The following is a 20,389-nucleotide window of genomic DNA, read 5'->3' as shown; positions in this document are numbered from 1 at the left end:
AGTTGTTGCTCCAACTGGAGAACAACTAACGGTTACAAGTTATGCCTGATGACCATAGCGAGTTGGTACCACCCCTTCCCATCCCGAACAGGACCGTGAAACGACTTTGCGCCGATGATAGTGCTGCAACCAGTGTGAAAGTAGGTCATCGTCAGGCTTTTATTAAAAAACCCTCTGCATCTTAGCGTGCAGAGGGTTTTTGCTTTGCGCTAACACTTTGCACATCCTCTCTCTTCCGCTTCGCTCATCACCCCTCGCTGCCTCATACCCACCCTGCAAGAGCAATTTAATCGCTTCAATGCGTATGCGGCTTGAGAGCAGCCGGAATTTCCTTGCTGTTCAAGCCGCCAGCTTCCAGCCAACGTCGGGTTTCCGTCGCCGCGCGGTCTATCAATTGGCCACATTGGCTGTAGTCGTATGGAGAAACATCCAGCGGACACAGCGGCGCGACCACTGCAATCGCCGCGTGTGATGCCCAGCGCTCCAGGTCAGATACCAATTGACGCGCCACCAGCAGGTTGAGCGCACTCATCGCATGTTCAAGAGCTCCTTTTGGCTGACGCCGTTCGGCGCAGGTAAAGCCGGTGGTCAGCACGATGACGCGAGTGGCGCCCAGGCGAATCGCAGTGGAGATCGGGGTGTTGTTGGCAACGCCGCCGTCGATCAGCATGTTGCCGCCTAATGAGACCGGCGGGAAAACACCGGGAATCGCGGTGCTGGCAAGCACTGCATCGACTGCCGAACCAGAAGAGAGAACGACCTCGTTACCGGTCTTCATTTCCGTAGCGACGACATATACTGGCAGATCAGCGTCTTCCAGCGTGCGGCTGCCATAGTGCTCAGAAAGGAGCTCACGTAATTTTGCAGAACTGACCAAGTGGCTACCGCGGCTGCGAAATGCACTCAGGATCGACAGCGCTGACCAAGGCATGATCTGTTGTCGACGAATGCCTCGCCATAGGTATTCCAGGCGCATTGTGCCGGCGACATGTGGCTGGAATGCAAAGAAAACGCTGTTGATTGCTCCTGCCGAGGCGCCAACCAGAAAGTCAGGTTGTACACCAGAGGCAATCAGTTCGCGCAGCATACCGGCTTCAATTGCGCCAAGACTCCCACCACCGGCAAATACAAATGCGGTCTTTTCCATAGCGGCACCTGTGAACGGCCATATGCACAACTTGGCAACACTAGCAGCCTACTCTAGCGGACGGCGCGGCGCTAGTGGTCGGCAATCAATCGTCTGACTCGCGCATTCGGCTAGAATGGGAAACTCATTGAAATTGTTCCGTGGAAATGTGCATGACTGTATTGAGCCCGCCGTTAGTCACTCTGATCCCCGCAGTTGAAGGGGACTTCGAAGAACTGGTTGCATTGCGTATCGCCGCCATGCGCGAAAGCCTGGAGCGAGTGGGACGCTTTGATCCGATACGTGCCAGGGAGCGATTCCGCAGCGGTTTCGCGCCCGCATATACACGGCATGTGACCGTTGATGGCCAACGTATTGGCTTCGTGGTCGTCAAGCCGGCTCAGGATCAATTGCTGCTCGACCATCTCTATATCCGCCCGGATTACCAAGGAAAAGGTATAGGGGCGGCGGTACTCGCACAGGTGTTTATGGAGGCAGACGCGCTGTCGCTGCCAGTGCGGGTAGGGGCATTGAGGGACAGCGAAGCTAATCGCTTTTATCAGCGACATGGCTTTGCATTCGTGGCGGAAGAAGAGTGGGATATCTACTATGTCCGCGCAGCGCGTTGATCACGCACTGTCGCTTTGGCAGGCAACGGGATGCTCCTCCGATCTTTTATAAGTAATACGTCAGAAGTGGCAGCTCATCAGCAATACAACATCTGACAGTTAATTGAGATTGAAGCCGGCGCAGTCATCAGCGCGTAACAATGGGATGGCACGATGTAAACGTTTACATCAGAGATTGCTCCATCGTGCGTCCATCCATCAAACAGGTTGCCTTAGAAGCCGGCGTATCTATCGCCACGGTGTCGCGTTTGCTGAATAAGCCGGACTCGGTCAGCATCGATACCGCGAGCAAGGTGAATCGGGCGATCGAAGCGCTTGGTTTCAGACCGAATTTTACCGGGCGCAACTTGCGTGAGGGGCGTTCGCATACAGTTGGCGTAGTGGTGCCGACGTTATCCAACACCGTGTTCGCGCAATGCCTGCAGGGGGTCGAGATCGCTGCGCGCCAACTCGATTATTCGGTGATGTTTACTGCCACCGAATATCGTCAGCAGGACGAATTCGCGGCGGTTGAATTGCTGCTGGCGCATCGTGTTGATGGCGTCATCCTTACTGTCGCCGACGCCGACGCTAGCAGTACGCTCGATGTGCTTGATCGTGAGCGGATCCCCTACATATTGGTTTACAACCAGCCGCAACAGACGGCGCGGCCATCAGTATCGGTCGACAATCGGGCTGCCGCGTACGACGCGGTAATACACCTCATCAAGCTCGGGCATACGCGCATCCAGATGCTGGCTGGACAGTTCCATGCTTCCGACCGCGCGCTACAACGCTTCCACGGCTATCAGCAGGCCATGCATGAGCATGGATTGCAGGCGCTGACACCGATTGAAGTTCCCCGTCATACCTCCGCCGCACTTTCCGTCGCTTACCTGCAAACCTTCCGCGATCCATTGCAACGCCCAAGCGCGCTGTTTTGTTCCAACGATTTACTTGCGCTCAGCGCGATGCGCGATTTGCGTGCCCTCGGCTTGCGCGTGCCTGACGACGTGTCGGTGATGGGCTTCGACGGCATCCCGCTGGGTGATTTGATGGATCCAATGCTGAGCAGTGTTGCGCAACCATCAGAGCAAATCGGCGAGCAGGCATTGCGCGCATTGGTGCGCGTGATTGAAGAACCGCAGGACGGCCGGGCGCCGGCCACTTCGCAAATATTGCCGCACACCGTCCGCCTGGGCGGATCGGTTAGAACTTTTCATTCTCGCAGTTAAATTCAAGAAAGGAACAAGCATGCGCTTAGCACGTGTTTTCCATGCGATGGTCGCCACCGTCGCCCTAGCAGCCTCGCTCCATGCCGGCGCCCAGAATGCGATTTGCTATAACTGTCCGCCAGAATGGGCTGACTGGGCGACGCAGATCAAAGCTATCAAGGCAAAGACCGGCATCACTGTGCCGCCCGACAATAAGAACAGCGGACAGTCGCTGTCGCAGATCATCGCTGAAAAAGCCAGCCCGGTAGCCGACTTTACCTATGTCGGCGTGACCTTCGGCATCGAGGCAAAGAAAAGTGACGTGATTACGCCATACAAGCCAGCTGGCTGGGATGAGATTCCCAATGACTTGAAAGACCCGGACGGCTATTGGTTCACAATCCATTCCGGCACCATGGGATTGATGGTGAATGTCGATGCGCTTAAGGGCAAGCCGGTGCCGCGTTCCTGGCAGGATCTGCTGAAACCGGAATACAAGGGACTGATCGGTTATCTCGATCCGGCAAGTGCATTTGTCGGTTATGTCGGTGCGGTGGCGATCAATCAGGCATTGGGCGGCACGTTGGATAACTTCACGCCAGGCATCAACTATTTCAAGGCATTGCAAAAGAATCAGCCGCTGGTACCGAAGCAGACTTCATATGCGCGCCTGCTATCGGGTGAAATCCCGATCCTGTTCGGTTACGACTTTGATGCCTATCGCGCCAAATACAAGGACAAGGCCAATGTCGCGTTCGTGATTCCTGCCGAAGGGACCGTGACAGTGCCATACGTGGTCAGCCTGGTAAAAAACGGTCCGAACCCCGCCAACGCCAAGAAGGTACTGGATTTCCTGCTATCCAACGAAGGACAGGCGATCTGGGCCAATGCCTATCTACGGCCGGTGCGTGCATCCGCGATTTCCAAAGAAGCACAAGCGCATTTCTTGCCGGCTTCGGAATATGCCCGCGCCAAATCGGTTGATTACGGCAAGATGGCTGAAGTCCAGCGCAAATTCAGCGAACGCTATCAGGCTGAAGTGCGGTGAAGATGCGTGTATCAAAACGGCGAGCGCAGCCGGGCGCCAGATTTATCTGTTGTTTGCGGCGCCCGGCCTGACGCTGTTCCTGGCGTTCTGGCTGCTGCCAATGCTGCGCCTGGTCGAGGTGGGAGCAAGCGGGCCTAGCGGCGCCGCTGCCTATCTCGCAGTGCTGACCAATCATCACTATTTCATGAGCCTGCTATCGACGCTGTTGTTATCGGCAGCGGTCACTGTGGCGACGCTGCTGATTGCCTCGCTGGTGGGGTTGTTCCTGCAGCGTAATCGCTTTCCGGGCAAAGCGATTCTGTTGTCGATGCTGACTTTCCCGCTGGCGTTTCCCGGTGTTGTGGTTGGCTTCATGGTGATCATGTTGGCCGGACGCCAAGGCTTGATCGGCGTGGTCAGCAACTGGCTGTTTCGCGATGCGTGGGTGTTCGCGTATTCGCTTGGTGGCCTGTTTCTCGGCTATCTCTATTTTTCAATTCCACGCGTGATCCTGACCGTGATGGCGGCGGCAGAAAAGCTCGATCCGGCGCTGGAGGAAGCGGCACGATCACTCGGCGCCAATCCTCTGCGCATTTTTACCGATGTGGTGATGCCGGCCTTGTCGCCCGCCTTGATTTCGTCAGGCGCGATTTGCTTTGCGACTAGCGTCGGTGCGTTTGGCACCGCCTTCACGCTGGCGACCAATATTGATGTATTACCGATGGCGATCTATAACGAATTTACCAGCTACGCCAACTTCTCGATGGCGGCGGCACTGTCGATTGTACTGGGCGCGGTGACCTGGCTGGTGCTGGCCGTGGCGCGCTCATGGTCGGGTAGTGCAGCAGGAGCCGCAGCATGAAGCACTCTTTCCGTTTTTATGTACAATTGGCGTTCACCCTGTTGGTGTGTGCGTTCCTGATCGTGCCGATTGTGTTGTCGATGCTGGCCGGAATTACCGATAATTTTTTCGTCGGCCTGTCGAGCGGATTCACGCTGCGCTGGGTAGGGCAGGTCTGGGATACGTATCAGCTGACTATCTGGCGTTCGATTGCAATTGCGCTGGCTTGCCTGGTCGTCACCACGATTGCCGGCGTGCCGTTGGCATACATGCTGGCACGCTATCAGGGCGGCAATAGCCGCCTGGCGCGTGCGATTGAGGAACTGCTGATGATGCCGGTGGCGGTGCCAGGACTGGCCACGGCGCTGGCCTTGATCATGGCTTACGGCCAGTATCGGGAATTCCGCAGCAGCGCGTTGTTCATCCTGGTTGGGCATGTGTTGTTTACCCTGCCGTTCATGGTACGGCCGGTGCTGGCGGTGATGCAGTCGTCGCAATTATCGGTGCTGGAGGAAGCGGCTGCCAGCCTTGGTGCAGGACTGGGACAGCGCTTTTTCGGCGTGGTGATTCCCAACGTATTCTCGGGCATCCTGGCCGGTGCGCTGATGGTGGTGACCTTGTCGATTGGCGAATTCAATATCACCTGGATGCTGCATACGCCGCTGACAATGACCTTGCCGGTCGGCCTCGCCGACAGCTATGCGTCGATGCGGCTCGAAGTCGGCTCCGCTTACACGTTGATTTTTTTCCTGATGATCATTCCTTTGCTGATCGCCATGCAATGGGTGACGCACACTACACAATCAAGAGTCCGTTTATGAAGAATGCCGTTTCCATTCAATTAGTCCAATGCGGCAAGACCTTTCCCAACGGTGCGCAGGCACTGCAGCCGTTGGATCTGGAAATCCAGCCAGGCGAAACCGTCGTGCTGCTGGGACCGTCCGGCTGCGGCAAGACCACCACTTTGCGCATGATTGCAGGACTGGAATTTCCCGATGCCGGCGGCCGCGTTCTGTTTGGTGGCGAGGATGTGACGGCCTTGCCGATCGAGCGCCGCGGCGTTGGCATGGTGTTCCAGAATTACGCGTTGTTTCCGAACATGACGGTGGGAGAAAACATCGCCTATGGCTTGAAGATCCGCAAAATTCCAGCTGCGGAGCGTCTCGCCAAAATCGAGACGTTGCTGGAGATGGTGCACTTGCAAGGACTGGGTCAGCGCCGCATCGATCAACTGTCCGGCGGACAGAAGCAACGGGTTGCGCTGGCGCGAGCACTGGCTGTCGAACCGCGGGTATTGCTGCTGGACGAGCCGTTGACGGCGCTGGACGCCAAGTTGCGTGAAACCCTGCGCGCCGATCTGAACCAGTTGCTGCGCAAGCTTGGCATCACCGCGATCTATGTGACGCATGACCAGAGCGAGGCCATGGCGCTGGGCGACAGAGTGGTGGTGATGGAACGCGGCAAGATCGCGCAGATCGGTAGTCCGCGAGATATCTATTACCGGCCTGCCACTCATTTTGTCGCCGATTTCATCGGTACGATGAACCGGGTGACCGGCACTGCGCAAGATGGTCAACTGCGATTTTCCGGTGGTGCGCTGCCGTTCAGCGGAGCTTCAGCAGAGAGTACGGCGACGCTGATGTTTCGGCCGGAAGACGTCGAGGTCGTCACAGATAGCATGGACGCAGCGGACATGCAGGGTGCTGTGTTGTCGACCTTTTTCCTGGGCGACAGGACACGTCTGGTAATCGATGTCGGGGCCGAACAGCCCGTCATCGTCGAGACCGGCAAACGTGTATCCTGGCAGATTGGAGAGCGGATTGCATTGCGCGTGCCACAACATGCGCTGCTGCATTTTGGTGAAGGAGTGCCGGCATGATTCTTTGCCAGATTTCCGATTTGCACATCAAGGCGCATGGCAAGAAGTCGTACCGCATCGTCGACACGGCAGAAAGCCTGCGGCGTTGCGTGGCCCAGGTCAACCAGTTGCGACAGCGGCCGGATGCGGTGGTGCTGACCGGCGACCTGGTCGATTTCGGTTTGCCGGAAGAGTACGCATTCCTGCGCCAATTGCTGCAACCGCTGTCGATGCCTTTTTATCTTTTGCCGGGCAATCACGATGAACGCGAGGCATTGCGCGCAGCGTTTCCCGATCATGCATATCTGCAGCAGGGCGGTGAACGAATCGAATACGTGATCGACGATCACCCGTTGCGCATCGTTGCGCTGGATAGCGTCATTCCACGGGCCAGCAACGGCGCTCTGGCGCCTGCCAGCCTAGTGTGGCTGGATCGGGTATTGCAGATGCAGCCGGACCGGCCGACCGTGATCGTGATGCACCACCCACCGTTCCATACCGGCATCGGTCACATGGACAAGATTGGTCTGGAAAATCCGCAGGCTCTGGCGGATGTGGTGCGCCGCCATCCACAAGTGGAGCGGATTCTGTGCGGCCACTTGCATCGCTCCATTCAGGTACGGTTCGGCGGCACCATCGCATCGACTTGCCCCGGTGTAGCGCATCAAGTGATGCTCGATCTCAGTCCGCAGGCGGCGTCGCAATTCGTGATGGAACCGCCGGCGTTCCAGTTGCATCTATGGGACGCAGAGTCGGGATTGATCAGTCACACCGCGTATGTCGGCGAGTTTGATGGACCTTATCCGTTTTACGATGGCGACGATCTTATCGATTGAACAGGGGGATTAGCGCAGCGTCAGTTTCAGCGCTGGCGCTTCGCCGTAATCAGCATAGCGGTCATTGATATCGTCGATGCAAAATTCCAGCGTCTCGACAATCTCAGGCGCGTTCTGGCGCAATTTTTCGCTGTGCTGCACTTCAATATCGAGCACCTCGTTTTCCCGCAGCCGGAATTTGCTCATGCCGTCTTCGTCGCGCAGATAACTGAGGCAATCGATCCAGGCGTTCATGTTGCGGCCGTAAAATTCGGGGAAACCGAATACTTCTGCGGATACGGTGTGAAAACTTTCCCAGTCGGTGATGAGTTCACCATTCAGACGTGCGGTTGGCATAATATTTTTCCCTGCTAAATTGCGTATTGATTGCTGAACTTATCACATCTGCGGCAGGCGCTTGCGAGATTCGCGTCACGCCAGCAACAGCTTCAGTGTCAGCCCCGCCAGTGCGCAGCCCGCGATCACATGAATCACATTGCGTTTGTAGCGGAACAGCGCAATCGCGGCGACTAATGCGATCAACGCAGATATCCAGTCGAAGTGAGCGCCGAGACCCTGCGGCCAAAGTACGTGATAGCCGAAGAACACCGCCAGGTTCAATATTACGCCGACTACGGCGGCGGTAATCGCCGTGAGTGGAGCGGTAAATTTCAAGTCGTTGTGGGTGGTTTCAATCAGCGGCCCGCCAGCCAGGATGAACAGGAAAGACGGCAGGAAGGTGAACCAGGTTACCAAGGTTGCCGCCACTGCACCGGCCAGGAAAAGGCTGTACGGCCCGAACAAGGCTTTTGCATAAGCGCCGACGAAACCGACAAACGCCACCACCATGATCAGCGGTCCTGGCGTGGTTTCGCCGAGCGCCAGGCCATCGATCATTTGCGTCGGCGTCAGCCAGTTGTAGTGTTCGACCGCGCCTTGATAGACATAAGGCAGCACGGCATATGCGCCGCCAAAGGTCAGCAAGGCGGCCTTGGTGAAAAACCAGCCCATCTGCGTCAGCGCGCCGTGCCAGCCATAAAGAGCGGCCAGCATGCCCATCGGAACCGCCCATAGCAAGCTTCCGACCACTGCGATACGGATCAATCCGGGCCAGCGAAATCGGGCATGCTCGGGTGTCGGCGTGTCATCGTCGATCAGTGCTGGACCAAATGATTTCTCGGAATTGCCGTGAGTTCCGCCGATCTTGAAACGATCCGGTGCGATACGGCCGCCGACGTAGCCTATCAACGCAGCTACGGCGACGATGGCGGGAAACGGCACATCAAGCGTAAAAATGGCGACGAACGAGGCTGCGGCAATTGCCCACAATGCGCTGTTCTTGAGCGCCCTTGAGCCTATCCTGTGGGCGGCTTGTAGCACGATGGCCGTGACCGCCGGTTTAATACCGTAAAACAGGCCAGCAACTAGCGGCAAGTTACCGAAAGCAATATACAGCCAGGAAAGTCCAATGAGGATCAGCAGCGAAGGCAGCACGAATAGCGCACCGGCGACGATGCCGCCCCAGGTGCGATGCATCAACCAGCCGATGTAGGTGGCGAGTTGTTGTGCCTCGGGGCCGGGTAGCACCATGCAGTAATTCAACGCGTGCAGGAAGCGCCGTTCTGAAATCCAGCGGCGGTTCTCGACCAGTTCCTGATGCATGATGGCGATTTGGCCCGCTGGTCCGCCGAAACTGATGAATCCCAGTTTGAGCCAGAAGTTGAAGGCTTCCCGAAAACTCACCGATGGCGGAGGCAAGCTGGCGGGTGCGACGGGGATTGCTTCGTACGTATTCATTGAGTCTTGTCGCCTCGAAAACATGATTTGAGTTAGTCGCGTAATACTTGTCGGCACATGATACCCATATCGACGATGCTTTGGCCATCATAGGCAATCAGGTCGCCAAATGAAAAGAGGCCCTGCTGCAGGGCCTCTTGTTATTGCTGTCGGATCACGCCGTTTGGCGGATTATTCGACGTGCAGCAGCACACTGTCCGGAAGTGGTGCCTTGAACCAACGCTGGGCATTGATGTTGAGCACGCCGTTCTGTTTGATGTGGGTCAACATGGTGTTGACCTTGGCCAGCAGCGCCGGCTCGTTTTTGTTGACGCCGATAAAGCAAGGCGAATCCTTCAGCACGATCTTCAACTGCGTCACTTCCACCTGCTTTTCGGTAAAGGCGGCAATCAGCACGTTACCCGCGGCCAGTAGTTTCGATTCGCCGGACAGATAGGATTTGACGACATCCTGGCTGGTGTCGAAATGCTTGATGATCGTGGTCGGCGGGGCAACCTTGGTCAGCTCGGTTTCTTCAATCGAACCCTTGAGTACGGCTATCGTTTTACCGGCCAATCCCGCAGCGCTTTTGACGTCCAGGTTAGGGGCGCCGAAGATGCCAAGATAGAAGGGGGCGTAGGCTTGCGAGAAATCGATCTGTTTCAGGCGTTCGGGATTTTTACCGAGACTGGATATCACCAGGTCGACATGATGGTTCAACAACTGCGGAATGCGTTCGGAACTGGCCAGCGGCACCATGTCAAGCTTGACGCCAAGTTCCAGCGAGACCATCTTGGCGATCGAGATATCGAAGCCTTCCAGTGTCTTGTATGGATTTTCCGAACCGAACGGCGGGGTATCCTTGGGCACTGCAACTCGGACCGCGCGTCGGCTCTGGATATCATCGAGCGAATCGGCGCGGCTTTCTGCCGCCGGCAATAGCGTGCCCGCGAGGGCAATGGAATAGACAAGAACGCATGCAAATATACCGGTGTAACGCTTCACAAGAAGACTCCCAGAATTGATCGAACGACCGCATTTTCATCTTTACAATGACTTGAGACGCCGCTGCAACACTTGCTACGGGCAGGATTCTATGTCTGTGTGGAAAGTTTGTATACGGAATAGTTGATGATTGTTTCGGACTGTCTCTTTACCGCAAATGCATGCGGAAGTCATTGGCAAACCGCATGAAAACAAGCAGTAAATCGTGACCGTGATTGCGCAGTTGTCGCCGGGAGCGGATACAACTGCGCTGACATCGGTGCCATGCTCACGTGCAAGTGTGTTAAGCAGCGTTAATGCTCGCCACTTGCTCCAATTCTTGCATCGCGTCGTCCGGCAACACCAACTGGCCTGCCGCCAGATTCTCGTGCAGGTGTGCGACAGACGAGGTACCCGGGATCAGAAGGATGTTGGGCGCACGGCGAAGCAGCCAGGCGAGCGCGACTTGCATCGGGGTAACGCCAAGGCGCGCAGCCACATCCGACAAGGTAAATGACTGCAGCGGAGTAAAACCGCCGAGCGGGAAAAAAGGTACGTAGGCGATGTCGTCTCGGGCAAGCTCTTCGATCAGGGCGTCGTCTTCCCGATGCGCCAGGTTGTAATGGTTTTGCACGCAAACGATCTCGCAGATACGGCGTCCTTGCGCGATCTGCCTCGGCGTGACGTTACTCAGCCCGATGTGGCGCACCAGCCCCTGACGCTGCAGTTCGGCCAGAACCGTGAGCGGCTCTTCGATTGAGCCTTCGACAGGTCCGTGGATGCCGAGCATGCTGCGAAGGTTAACCACATCGAGCACATCCAGGCCAAGATTGCGCAGGTTGTCATGGACTGCCTGGATCAGTTCTTCGCGCGACATTGCCGGAATCCAGGAACCATCGTCGCCACGCCTGGCGCTGATCTTGGTGACGATGAGGAGATCGTCTCGATAGGGATGCAACGCCTCGCGGATCAGTTGGTTGGTGATGTGAGGGCCGTAGAAATCGCTGGTGTCGATGTGATCCACGCCGCGTGCGACGGCTTCGCGCAATACGGCCAATGCCGTATCACGATCCTTGGGAGGGCCGAATACGCCAGGCCCTGCAAGCTGCATGGCGCCATAGCCGAGTCGGCTTACGGTATGACTGCCCAGTGCGAAGCTGCCGGATTGTTCGATATGAGACATGATTCAGTTCCTGTAAATGAAAGATGATTCATAGTAGGCGTTTTCCACTTACACGATAATTGGCTACAATCAATACGGGTTGTGCTGATTTTCGAACAGTTGAGGGGCGAACAAATGAAGGTTGATCTGGGGGATCTCAACGCCTTTGTCGTGGTGGCGCGTGCCAAAGGCTTTCGTGACGGCGCGCGCGCAAGCGGAGGCAGTGCATCCGCGCTCAGCGAGGCGGTGCGGCGCCTAGAGGCGCAGCTTGGTGTGAGGCTGTTCAATCGCACCACGCGCAGCGTCGTGCCGACCGAAGCCGGCGAGGGTTTGCTGGCGCGGCTCAGCCCGGCGTTGAGCGAGATGGAGGCAGCACTGGACGTGGTGAACGGTTTTCGCGACAGGCCAGCCGGCACCTTGCGTCTGAATGTGCCGGTCAGTGCCGCGCGGCTGGTGTTGGGCAGCATCGTACCGCCGTTTCTCGCCGCCTATCCCGACATTCAGCTAGATATCATCGCCGAAGACAGTTTCGTTGACGTCATCGCGGCCGGATGCGACGCCGGCATTCGCTACGATGAAAGGCTGGAGCAAGACATGATCGCGGTGCCGATCGGACCGCGTGTCCAGCGTTTTGCCACCGCCGCGTCCAGCGCTTACCTTGATCGGCGTGGCCGACCGAAACACCCTCGCGAACTGCTCGACCATGCTTGTCTGCGCGGCCGCTTTTCCAGCGGATCAATGCCGGCGTGGGAGTTTGAGCGGAAGGGAGAGGTATTGCGCGTTGATCCGACCGGGCCGCTGATCGTACAGGCTGGCGGCGGCGCGGATCTCGCCGTTGAAGCGGCGATCGGCGGCAGCGGTATTGTTTATCTCTTCGAGGACTGGCTGCGTCCCCATCTTGATAGCGGCGCACTTGAACCTGTACTCGAATCGTGGTGGCCGCGCTTTTCGGGGCCGTTTCTTTACTATCCCGGACGACGCCTCGTGCCAGCTCCGTTGCGCGCGTTCATCGATTTTATCAAGGCGTCCGCCGACCAATAAAAGAGTTGCCCTTGATTGCGTGGAATGGCAACGGATCGTGCAACCCGAGGCAGATACGTGGCGGTCGAATGAGTCAAACTCAAATGACTTTTTGATTGACGCGCTTGCTTAATGCTTCCGCGCTTTCTTTGCGTTCGCTGTAGCGATCTACAAGGAAAGAAGAAACGTCGCGTGTAAGCAGGGTGAATTTGAACAGCTCCTCCATCACGTCAACGACGCGCTCGTAGTAGGAAGACGGTTTCATGCGGCCCGCATCATCAAATTCCAGAAAAGCCTTTGCAACCGACGACTGGTTGGGGATGGTGATCATCCGCATCCAACGGCCGAGAATACGCATTTGATTGACCGCGTTGAATGATTGCGATCCGCCGGATACCTCCATCACTGCCAGTGTTTTGCCTTGCGTCGGCCGTACCGCACCGAGGGATAGCGGAATCCAGTCGATCTGCGCCTTCATGATGCCGGTCATGGCACCATGCCGCTCGGGCGAGGTCCAGACCATGCCTTCGGCCCATTGCGCCAGGTCTCTCAACTCCAGGACTTTGGGATGGTGTTCCGGTTCTCCATCGGGCAGCGGCAAGCCGTGCGGATCAAATATTCTGACCTCCCCGCCCATTTCTTTCAACAGACGCGCCGCTTCCATCGTCAGCAGGCGACTATAAGATTTTTCACGCAGGGAGCCATACAGCAGCAGGAAGCGGGGCGCGTGCGTTGAGCGTGCGACGTTGGCAAAATCTGCCGCAGACGGTGTGTGAAATAGGTCGGCGTCGATATTTGGTAGATCAGGCAAATTATTTGACACGCTGTCCCTCCGTGTTGATCACCACCTCGCCATCTTCCTTGGCAAACGCAGCCTTTTGCGGCAATGACAGGATATCCAGCACCAGCTCGGATGGCCGGCACAGGCGCGTACCTTCTGGCGTGACGACAAAGGGCCGGTTGATCAGGATCGGATGGGCCAGCATGGCTTCCAGCAATTGCCTATCCGTCAGGCCCGGTGCATCCAGCCCAAGTTCTGCGTAGGGTGTTCCTTTTTGCCGAATGGCTTCTCGTGCTGTCAAGCCGCTGTCGGCGATCAGTTTGGCGAGCGTTGCCAATGACGGTGGGTGCTTCAAGTATTCGATCACTTCCGGCTCGACACCGGTATTGCGTATCAAGGCCAGTGTATTGCGAGACGTGCCGCATTCGGGGTTGTGATAAATCGTAATGTTCATGGTTCGACTTTCGTTAAAGCGGCGGCTAACCTGCCGGTCATGTATCAACGTCCTTCGTACCAACCCTGGGTGCGATTCACGATACCCACAATGAGCAGCATGACCGGGACTTCGATCAATACCCCGACGACGGTAGCCAACGCGGCACCGGATTTGAATCCAAACAAGCTGATCGCTGCAGCTACCGCCAGCTCGAAGAAGTTAGAGGCGCCGATCAGTGCTGAAGGGCAAGCGACGGCGTGCTTTTCTCCGACAATCTTGTTGAGCCAGTAAGCCAGCGCGGAATTGAAGAAGACTTGTATCAGGATCGGGATCGCCAGTAACGCGATGACCAGCGGCTGTTCGATGATTGCATTGCCCTGGAATGCAAACAGTAGTATCAGAGTCAGCAACAGCGCCGCAATCGACCAGGGCTGGATGCGCGCCATTAGCGTATCGAAACTGGCCTGGCCGTGGCGTAGCAGGGATCTGCGCCAGAACTGAGCGATGAGCACCGGCGCCACAATATACAGCATCACCGATGTCAGCAGCGTCGCCCACGGCACGGTAATGCTGGATACGCCAAGCAAGAGAGCTACCAGTGGTGCAAATGCAAACACCATGATCAGATCATTCATCGCAACTTGCGACAGCGTGAAGTAGGGATCACCGCCCGTTAGCCGGCTCCACACAAACACCATTGCCGTGCACGGCGCGGCGGCCAGCAGGATCAGGCCAGCCACGTAGGAATCGAGCTGATCAGCCGGCAGATAGGGCGCAAACCAATGACGAATGAATACCCAGGCAAGCAATGCCATTGAAAAAGGTTTGACCGCCCAGTTGATGAACAAGGTAACGCCGATGCCGCGCACATGTCCCTTGACCTGGTTCCAGGCGGAGAAATCGATCTTGAGCAGCATAGGAATGATCATCACCCAGATCAGTCCGCCGACCGGCAGATTGACCTTGGCGATTTCCAGCGAGCCTATCGCTTGCACCTCGACAGGAAAGAGCTGCCCAAGCAAAACCCCGATGACGATGCAAAGCGCCACCCAAACGGTCAGATACCGTTCAAACAGATTCATGGAGCCGCTTGTTGCATGTCTATCGGCATTTGACGGGTCGTCTGCACGGCCAGCCGCATGCGCACGCTTCATGACGCCGAATCTTCCGATGTTGAGCAAGCAGGAAGGCAGACGGGTGTGCAGGGATTGCCGCCGCAGCAGTTCTCGGTCAGAAAGCCGAGCAGGCCGTTCATGGTGACAAAGTTTGCCGAGTAAATGACGAATCGCCCTTCATTGCGAAACGTCACCATGTCGGCGTGCGTCAGCTCCTTCATGTGAAACGATAACGACGATGGAGATATCCCGACGGCTTCGCTGACCTTGCCAGCGGACAAGCCGGCAGGCCCGGCTTGCACTAGGGCGCGAAAGATCGCCAGGCGCGAGTCCTGGGCAAGTGCCGCAAGGGCGGCTACGGCTGAATTTGTTTTCATATTTCAATAATAGTTGAAATATTGAATAAATCAAGAATTTTCTTGTATGTGGCTAAAGGCCGTCGATCAATGTGTTGGCGGTGGCGGAATCTCCGGGGTTTTCGCTGGTAGGCGAAAACCGCTCAGATAGCGGCAAGCATGCTTGCCGAAACCCTGTCTTCGCCCCGCGTCCGTGCCGGACGCGGATTCGATTCTCCGAGGCATCGATACCAATAAAAAAGGCCACCCTTCGGGTGACCTTTTTGTATTGGTGGTGGAGGCGGCGGGAATCGAACCCGCGTCCGCAAGTCCTCTACAGACAGTTCTACATACTTAGTGCTGTCATTTGATTTAACCCAGCCGACGCGGACGCACACGCTTCGTTCAGGCGAGTCACCTAAATTTAACTGTTAGCCAGGTAACCCGACTAAAAGCGATTCCCTGTAAATGACTCTACTGCTGTTTTACCAGCCCACCCCAGGGACGAGATGGTGTAGAGCTAACCGGTTATTAAGCGGCTAGTGCGTACGAGTTATCGTTTGCAGTTAGATCTATTCCGATTGTATTTACGAGGTAGTCGGTCCTCGGTATGCCCTGCGCTGCTTTGTAACCCACGTCGAAACCAGGTCGCCCCCAAGCAGATTGCTATTGTAACGCACTTGGGGCCTGCCTGTCAGGACGTTGCCGGTATTGAAAGACCGGCGGCTTGCGCTTATTTCAGTGCGAAATCGACGCGATTCGGCTGTCCTTTATCCTTGATGCCGTCGGCGGTCAGTTTCGGCGCGATCAGGAAAATCCGTTCCAGCGGGATCTGGCCTTTGGTTTCGAGATAGGAGCGGACGGCTTCGGCGCGGCGGGTTGCCAAGGCGCTTAAGGCGTCCTGGGTCACCTGAGTATTGGCGACGATCAATTTTTCCATTTCCGGCGTTGGCAGGGACTTGGCGAAGCCGATGGCGTTGCGAGGCTTGTCGAATTTTTCGGAACCGTACACTTTACCCATGTATTTTTCCTTGTCGGCGTCGGTCAGGGCGACGTCGTCAGATTGCGCATCGTCGCTTTGATTGACCGAGTCCTTGAGTTTCAACGCTTTCAGCTTGCGGTTCAGGATTTGCTGGCGTACGCCATCGGTGTCTGTGACCGGGTCGACACGGCCGATCAGATCCAGCTTCAATGCGGGGCGGTCTTTCAATGCTTTGGCGATCGTATCGAGCTTGCCTTGTGTTGCGGCAGTCAGCGTTGCCGAACCGGGCGCAAATTCAGCGTAGCCGAGTTCATCACCGCCGCTGCCGCCGAAGGCGGAACTGATCAGCGCGAACGGGGATGTGACAGCCTTGACGATCAGGTTGACGAAGATACGGACAATGATGCCGCCGATCGAAAATTGCGGGTCCGACAAGGTGCCGGAAATCGGCAGGTTGATGTTGATCTGGCCGTTGCGGTCTTTCAGCAGCGCCACTGCCAGCAGCACCGGCAGCTTGGTGGCGGTTGGACTGTCGATCTTGTCGCCGAAGGTGAGCTGGTCGATGCGCACATTGTTTTCTGCGACCAGCTTGTCGTTCTCAATGTGATAGCTGACGTCCATCGACAGCTTACCTTTCTCGATTGCATAGCCGGCATATTTGGCCGCATAGGGGGTCAGGCGCGGCAGCTCAACGCCGTTGGCGCTGGCCTTGATGTCGAGGAACATCGGCTTGAACAACGGATTGAGAGAGCCGGAAATCGCGACCGGCGCATCGTTGTCGATCTTGCCGTTGAGGTCGATCGGCGCCGGCGCCGGCTTGTCGGATGCGATCGCGCCGACCGTACCGTTCATGCCGGTCATGTTGGCGGTATAGTTCGGCTTGACGAAGTTGTCGGTGTAGTTGATGTTGCCGCCCTTGATCACCACCTGGCCAATCTTGATTACCGGCGCATTTTCCTTTGGCGGGGCAACAGCGATGGGGGCTACCGTAACCGTGCCCTCGGTAGTTGGCTTGGTGACTTTTTGCGTGCCCTGGCCCATGCCTTCACCTGCCTCGGCGGAAGTCAGGGACGGCGTCGGTGCACCGGGTGGGGCATCCTTCGAGACGACAATATCCTGCAGGTTGAGTTTGGCCTTGTCGGACAGGATGATCCGTGCATAGAAATCGTTCAGCGCGATTTTTGCCAGCGTCACATGTTGCCGAGGGCCGCCGATGCTGGCGTTGATGCCACTGACATCAAGCAGTTTCCATTTGAGGAAATCTGCAGAATTTTCCTTGTCCAACACCCGGAAATTCGCCAGGCGCAGCATGCCGTCATAAGTGGTGGCCAGCTCCTGGCGGCCGCTAGGCGGCACCAGCGTCAGTTTGCCTTTGGTGCTGGCCAGGCCGGAAGTCAGCGTCACGTTCAGGTAGTCGGTGAAGTAGGGTTGCAGCGCCGGCACCGGCAGGTTCTGCGCATCGATGGCGAGGTCGAGCGATTTCATTTGTGCAGCGATGTTGCCGTCGACCGATAGCTTTCCGCTTTTGTTGATCTGGCTGCGCAGGCTGATCTTGATCGGCTTGTCGAGCTTGCTGGAGACATTGTCTGCCGTCAGGTTCAAGCCGTCGGCACGCAGCTTGACCGCCGGCTTCACGGAATCGTCGAGATAGGCGATGGCGCTGTCGGTGATCGCGAACTGATTGATGTTGGCTACCCAATCCGGTCCGGCTTTCTTGGCCGGTGCAGCCGCCACAGCCGCTTTTGGCGCAGCGCCGGTAGCGACGAATTGCTGGACGTTGAGCCTGCCCTGGGCATCGCGCCGGACATCGCCCTGGATGCCGGCCACGCGTAACGCATTGGCGTTGAAGGTGTGGGCTTCAGTATCGACGCTGCCGTTTTCCAGGCTGATTTTCTTGACGCCGATGCTGCCGCCGGCATTCGATTTGGCGGCGACCTTGAGGTCGTTGACGTCAATCCCGAGCTGATGCAGCTGGATCCGGCCGTCGCTGATGGCGAGCAGGGTTTCGAGCGATAGCTTGCCGGACAGCACAGCCGCCAGCGAGCGGTTGATATAAGGTTGGTACTGCGCAAGCGACAAGGCATCGATGCTGGCCTTGCCGGCGACTGCGCCCTTGGCTGGAGTGATCTGGCCGATGAACTGGATGTGCTGGTCGCCGTCGCTGCCGGTTGAGAGTTTGATGGTCGCCGGTTTGGCATTGGCAGCCATCGACAGTTGGCTGGCATCCAGCGCGACGTTCTTGACTTGCAGGTTCAGTGCCGGCGTTGCATTGGCGGCGTCGAGCCAGTTGACCGTGCCGTTGTGGATGCTCAGCTTGGCCAGCGTCATGGCCGGCGCGGGGCCTGTGCTTGCCGGCTTTTTCGGCGCGTCCTTGACGATATCCTGTTTGGCTGCAGGCGTGCTCAAGGCAGCCCAGTTGAGGCTGCCGTCGGCATTCAGGTTGCCCCAGACTTCCGGTTGCTGGATGTCGATCTGATCCAGCGCGGCGCTGCCGTCGAGGACGTTGAGCTGATGTATCTGCGTATTGATCGCCTGCGCTTTCAGCAGCGGCGCAGCATTCTTGTCGGCCAGCGCAACGTCGGCCAGGTTGATCGCACCCGACAGGACGATTTCGGGTTTGTCCTTGTTGCGGACAAAATTCAGGTCGAGTTTGGTGGAGAGCTTTGTACTCTCGATTTTCAACGGCAACGCCACTGGTGAAAACGCTACGAAACTGGCGACATCGAGTTTGTCGATATCGATCGCGAGCGCGGTTTCCTGGCTGCCGGCGAACGGCTTGCTGCGACCCTTCAGATCGAACGGCGTGCCGTTGATCTTGGCAGACAGATGTGGCTGGACAAAGGTGTCGACCTTGCTCGGGAAGTTCGACACATAAGGCAGGCCGATATTCAGTGCCTCGATATTGACCAGCTTGTTGGTGACCTTGTCATCGAACTTGATCGTGCCGTTTTCGAGCTGGATATTGGAGATCGAAAACATGGCCGGCTTGTCGCTCTTCGGCATCGCCAGGATGCGGTCGATGACATCGGAAAAATTGTAGCGCCCGATGCCTTCGGCACTGGTGCGCACGATATGCAGGTTCGGGCTGACCAACTGGACTTCATTCAATACCGGCGCCAGGCGAAACAACGAGGCCGACGAAGCGTTGACCAGCAGCGTCTTGGCAGAAAATGCCGGCGTGGTCTTGTCGGGTTCGTACAGCGTGACATCGGACGCCGTCAGGGTGATCGTGAACGGATTAAAACCGATCTTGCCGATGCTGACCTTGCGGCCAATCTGCGCTTCGGCCTGTTGTTCGGCCACGTGTTTGACGAGAGGGGGGACTGCGAACCAGCTGATAACTGCCAGAACCAGTAGCACCGCTGCCGTGATACCTGCCCAGCGCATGGCACGAGGAAGCCACGAGGGACGAGGGATATTTGCCATTTTTATTCCTTATGGGCAATGATGTCCGCAATATACCGCCAGACAGCATTGCCAACTAATTTATCAGAGTCCGAGAAAACGTTGCACCAGCTCGTGGACGTCATGCTTTATTTACACAGTGTCATCGCCAGGCCGGGGCCGGTCCGTCAAATTTACGGTTGCAGCGCCGACAGCAACGCCAGCAGCTGAAGAGGTGTATCAATTAGTGCGTCGGCAGCCCAGGAGTCGGGTTCAGTTTCGCCGCAATAACCCCAGGCAGCGGCAATAGTCGCCATCCCCGCTGCTTGCCCGGCTTGTATGTCGCGCAGGTCGTCGCCGACGTACCAGCATTCATGTGGCGCGACATTGAGGCGCCGTGCCGCTTCCAGCAATGGTTCCGGATGCGGCTTGGAGTGGGCAGTGGTGTCGCCCGAGATGACGCAGTCGGCATCTCCGAGACCGATTTGGCGCACCAGCGGATCGGTGAAACGGGCCGCCTTGTTGGTGACTACACCCCAACCGAGATTGCGTTCACGCAGATCCTTGAGCAGCGCCGGGATACCCTCGAACAACGTGCTGTTGACAGCTAGCGCGGCGGCGTAATGATCGAGAAAGCCGTCCCGCAACTCATCAAAGCCCGGGTCACCCGGTTTGAGGCCGAAGGCGGCGCCGATCATGCCGCGTGCGCCGGCAGAAGTATGTGGGCGCAGCTGTTCATAGGGCGTGTCGTCGAGTCCGCGATCGTTGCGCACGCGGTTCATGGCGGCAGCCAGATCTGGAGCAGTATCGGCAAGCGTGCCGTCGAGGTCGAACAGGATTGCACGCGGCATCGGTAATGGCATGGTGGTTCCTCAGTGCGGAAAGCGACGGGCTGAAGGCGCAGCCGCTTTCGAATCAGACAAAT

19 protein-coding genes, 1 rRNA gene and 1 other RNA gene are annotated in these 20,389 nt (G+C 57.2%); 9 read left to right on the top strand and 12 right to left on the bottom strand.

Annotation, left to right across the window (positions count from 1 at the left end; all coding sequences use genetic code 11):
* The first annotated feature begins 44 nt into the window (after positions 1-44).
* A 5S ribosomal RNA gene (gene rrf / locus CAter10_RS17980) occupies positions 45-157 on the top strand.
* A gap of 138 nt (positions 158-295) precedes the next feature.
* On the opposite strand, the gene CAter10_RS17975 is transcribed toward rrf, so the two are convergent.
* Entirely contained in the window at positions 296-1,147 is an 852-nt protein-coding gene (locus tag CAter10_RS17975) for a patatin-like phospholipase family protein (protein ID WP_061534495.1), read from the bottom strand.
* 152 nt (positions 1,148-1,299) lie between these two features.
* Here CAter10_RS17975 and CAter10_RS17970 point away from each other — a divergent pair, with 152 nt between their 5' ends.
* The 7 genes from CAter10_RS17970 to CAter10_RS17940 all read left to right on the top strand — a co-directional run bounded on the left by CAter10_RS17970 (position 1,300) and on the right by CAter10_RS17940 (position 7,510).
* Complete coding sequence (locus tag CAter10_RS17970) at positions 1,300-1,755, top strand: GNAT family N-acetyltransferase (protein WP_197467144.1); 456 nt, start codon at positions 1,300-1,302, stop codon at positions 1,753-1,755.
* 185 nt (positions 1,756-1,940) lie between these two features.
* Positions 1,941-2,969: a LacI family DNA-binding transcriptional regulator gene (locus tag CAter10_RS17965; RefSeq protein ID WP_061535448.1), complete on the top strand. Its 1,029-nt coding sequence runs from the start codon at positions 1,941-1,943 to the stop codon at positions 2,967-2,969.
* A 19-nt stretch (positions 2,970-2,988) separates the two neighbouring features.
* Positions 2,989-3,996 carry an ABC transporter substrate-binding protein gene (locus CAter10_RS17960; RefSeq protein ID WP_061534493.1) on the top strand — a complete coding sequence of 336 codons (1,008 nt, stop codon included), beginning with the start codon at positions 2,989-2,991 and terminating at the stop codon, positions 3,994-3,996.
* A gap of 10 nt (positions 3,997-4,006) precedes the next feature.
* Positions 4,007-4,837 carry an ABC transporter permease gene (locus tag CAter10_RS17955; RefSeq protein WP_128083220.1) on the top strand — a complete coding sequence of 277 codons (831 nt, stop codon included), beginning with the start codon at positions 4,007-4,009 and terminating at the stop codon, positions 4,835-4,837.
* Positions 4,834-5,637, top strand: coding sequence for an ABC transporter permease (locus CAter10_RS17950; protein ID WP_061534492.1), 804 nt, complete (start codon positions 4,834-4,836; stop codon positions 5,635-5,637). Before CAter10_RS17955 ends, CAter10_RS17950 begins: the two co-directional genes overlap by 4 nt.
* Positions 5,634-6,695 (top strand): ABC transporter ATP-binding protein, encoded by a 1,062-nt coding sequence (locus CAter10_RS17945; protein WP_061534491.1) that lies wholly within the window; start codon positions 5,634-5,636, stop codon positions 6,693-6,695. Before CAter10_RS17950 ends, CAter10_RS17945 begins: the two co-directional genes overlap by 4 nt.
* Complete coding sequence (locus CAter10_RS17940) at positions 6,692-7,510, top strand: phosphodiesterase (protein WP_061534490.1); 819 nt, start codon at positions 6,692-6,694, stop codon at positions 7,508-7,510. Before CAter10_RS17945 ends, CAter10_RS17940 begins: the two co-directional genes overlap by 4 nt.
* 9 nt (positions 7,511-7,519) lie before the next feature.
* Here CAter10_RS17940 and CAter10_RS17935 read toward each other — a convergent pair whose 3' ends face one another.
* The 4 genes from CAter10_RS17935 to CAter10_RS17920 form a co-directional block, all read right to left on the bottom strand.
* Positions 7,520-7,846, bottom strand: coding sequence for a barstar family protein (locus CAter10_RS17935; RefSeq protein WP_061534489.1), 327 nt, complete (start codon positions 7,844-7,846; stop codon positions 7,520-7,522).
* A gap of 75 nt (positions 7,847-7,921) precedes the next feature.
* The gene (gene chrA / locus CAter10_RS17930) at positions 7,922-9,286 is read right to left on the bottom strand and encodes a chromate efflux transporter (RefSeq protein WP_061534488.1); all 1,365 of its coding nucleotides are present in this window, start codon (positions 9,284-9,286) and stop codon (positions 7,922-7,924) included.
* Between the two features lie 171 nt (positions 9,287-9,457).
* Positions 9,458-10,270, bottom strand: a complete 813-nt coding sequence (locus tag CAter10_RS17925) for a transporter substrate-binding domain-containing protein (RefSeq protein ID WP_082797981.1) — start codon at positions 10,268-10,270, stop codon at positions 9,458-9,460.
* A gap of 283 nt (positions 10,271-10,553) precedes the next feature.
* Complete coding sequence (locus CAter10_RS17920) at positions 10,554-11,432, bottom strand: aldo/keto reductase family oxidoreductase (RefSeq protein ID WP_061534487.1); 879 nt, start codon at positions 11,430-11,432, stop codon at positions 10,554-10,556.
* 114 nt (positions 11,433-11,546) lie between these two features.
* Between CAter10_RS17920 and CAter10_RS17915 the strand changes: the two genes are divergently transcribed.
* Complete coding sequence (locus CAter10_RS17915) at positions 11,547-12,452, top strand: LysR family transcriptional regulator (RefSeq protein ID WP_061535445.1); 906 nt, start codon at positions 11,547-11,549, stop codon at positions 12,450-12,452.
* Between the two features lie 79 nt (positions 12,453-12,531).
* Here the strand turns inward: CAter10_RS17915 and arsH are convergent, their stop codons facing one another.
* The 7 genes from arsH to CAter10_RS17880 all read right to left on the bottom strand — a co-directional run bounded on the left by arsH (position 12,532) and on the right by CAter10_RS17880 (position 20,327).
* The gene (arsH, locus tag CAter10_RS17910) at positions 12,532-13,254 is read right to left on the bottom strand and encodes an arsenical resistance protein ArsH (protein WP_061534486.1); all 723 of its coding nucleotides are present in this window, start codon (positions 13,252-13,254) and stop codon (positions 12,532-12,534) included.
* Positions 13,244-13,666 (bottom strand): arsenate reductase (glutaredoxin), encoded by a 423-nt coding sequence (gene arsC, locus CAter10_RS17905; protein WP_061534485.1) that lies wholly within the window; start codon positions 13,664-13,666, stop codon positions 13,244-13,246. The genes arsH and arsC overlap by 11 nt, the downstream gene beginning before the upstream one ends.
* 44 nt (positions 13,667-13,710) lie before the next feature.
* Positions 13,711-14,730 carry an ACR3 family arsenite efflux transporter gene (gene arsB / locus CAter10_RS17900; protein ID WP_061535444.1) on the bottom strand — a complete coding sequence of 340 codons (1,020 nt, stop codon included), beginning with the start codon at positions 14,728-14,730 and terminating at the stop codon, positions 13,711-13,713.
* 68 nt (positions 14,731-14,798) lie between these two features.
* Positions 14,799-15,140: an ArsR/SmtB family transcription factor gene (locus CAter10_RS17895; RefSeq protein ID WP_061534484.1), complete on the bottom strand. Its 342-nt coding sequence runs from the start codon at positions 15,138-15,140 to the stop codon at positions 14,799-14,801.
* Positions 15,141-15,391: 251 nt separating this feature from the next.
* Positions 15,392-15,754: a transfer-messenger RNA gene (ssrA, locus tag CAter10_RS17890) on the bottom strand.
* A gap of 77 nt (positions 15,755-15,831) precedes the next feature.
* Positions 15,832-19,506 (bottom strand): DUF748 domain-containing protein, encoded by a 3,675-nt coding sequence (locus tag CAter10_RS17885; RefSeq protein WP_061534483.1) that lies wholly within the window; start codon positions 19,504-19,506, stop codon positions 15,832-15,834.
* Between the two features lie 152 nt (positions 19,507-19,658).
* Positions 19,659-20,327, bottom strand: coding sequence for an HAD family hydrolase (locus CAter10_RS17880; RefSeq protein WP_061534482.1), 669 nt, complete (start codon positions 20,325-20,327; stop codon positions 19,659-19,661).
* Positions 20,328-20,389: the final 62 nt, after the last annotated feature.

The sequence above is a fragment of the Collimonas arenae genome, assembly GCF_001584165.1.
GTDB lineage: Bacteria > Pseudomonadota > Gammaproteobacteria > Burkholderiales > Burkholderiaceae_D > Collimonas > Collimonas arenae.
This window is presented reverse-complemented; position numbering and strand designations above follow the sequence as displayed.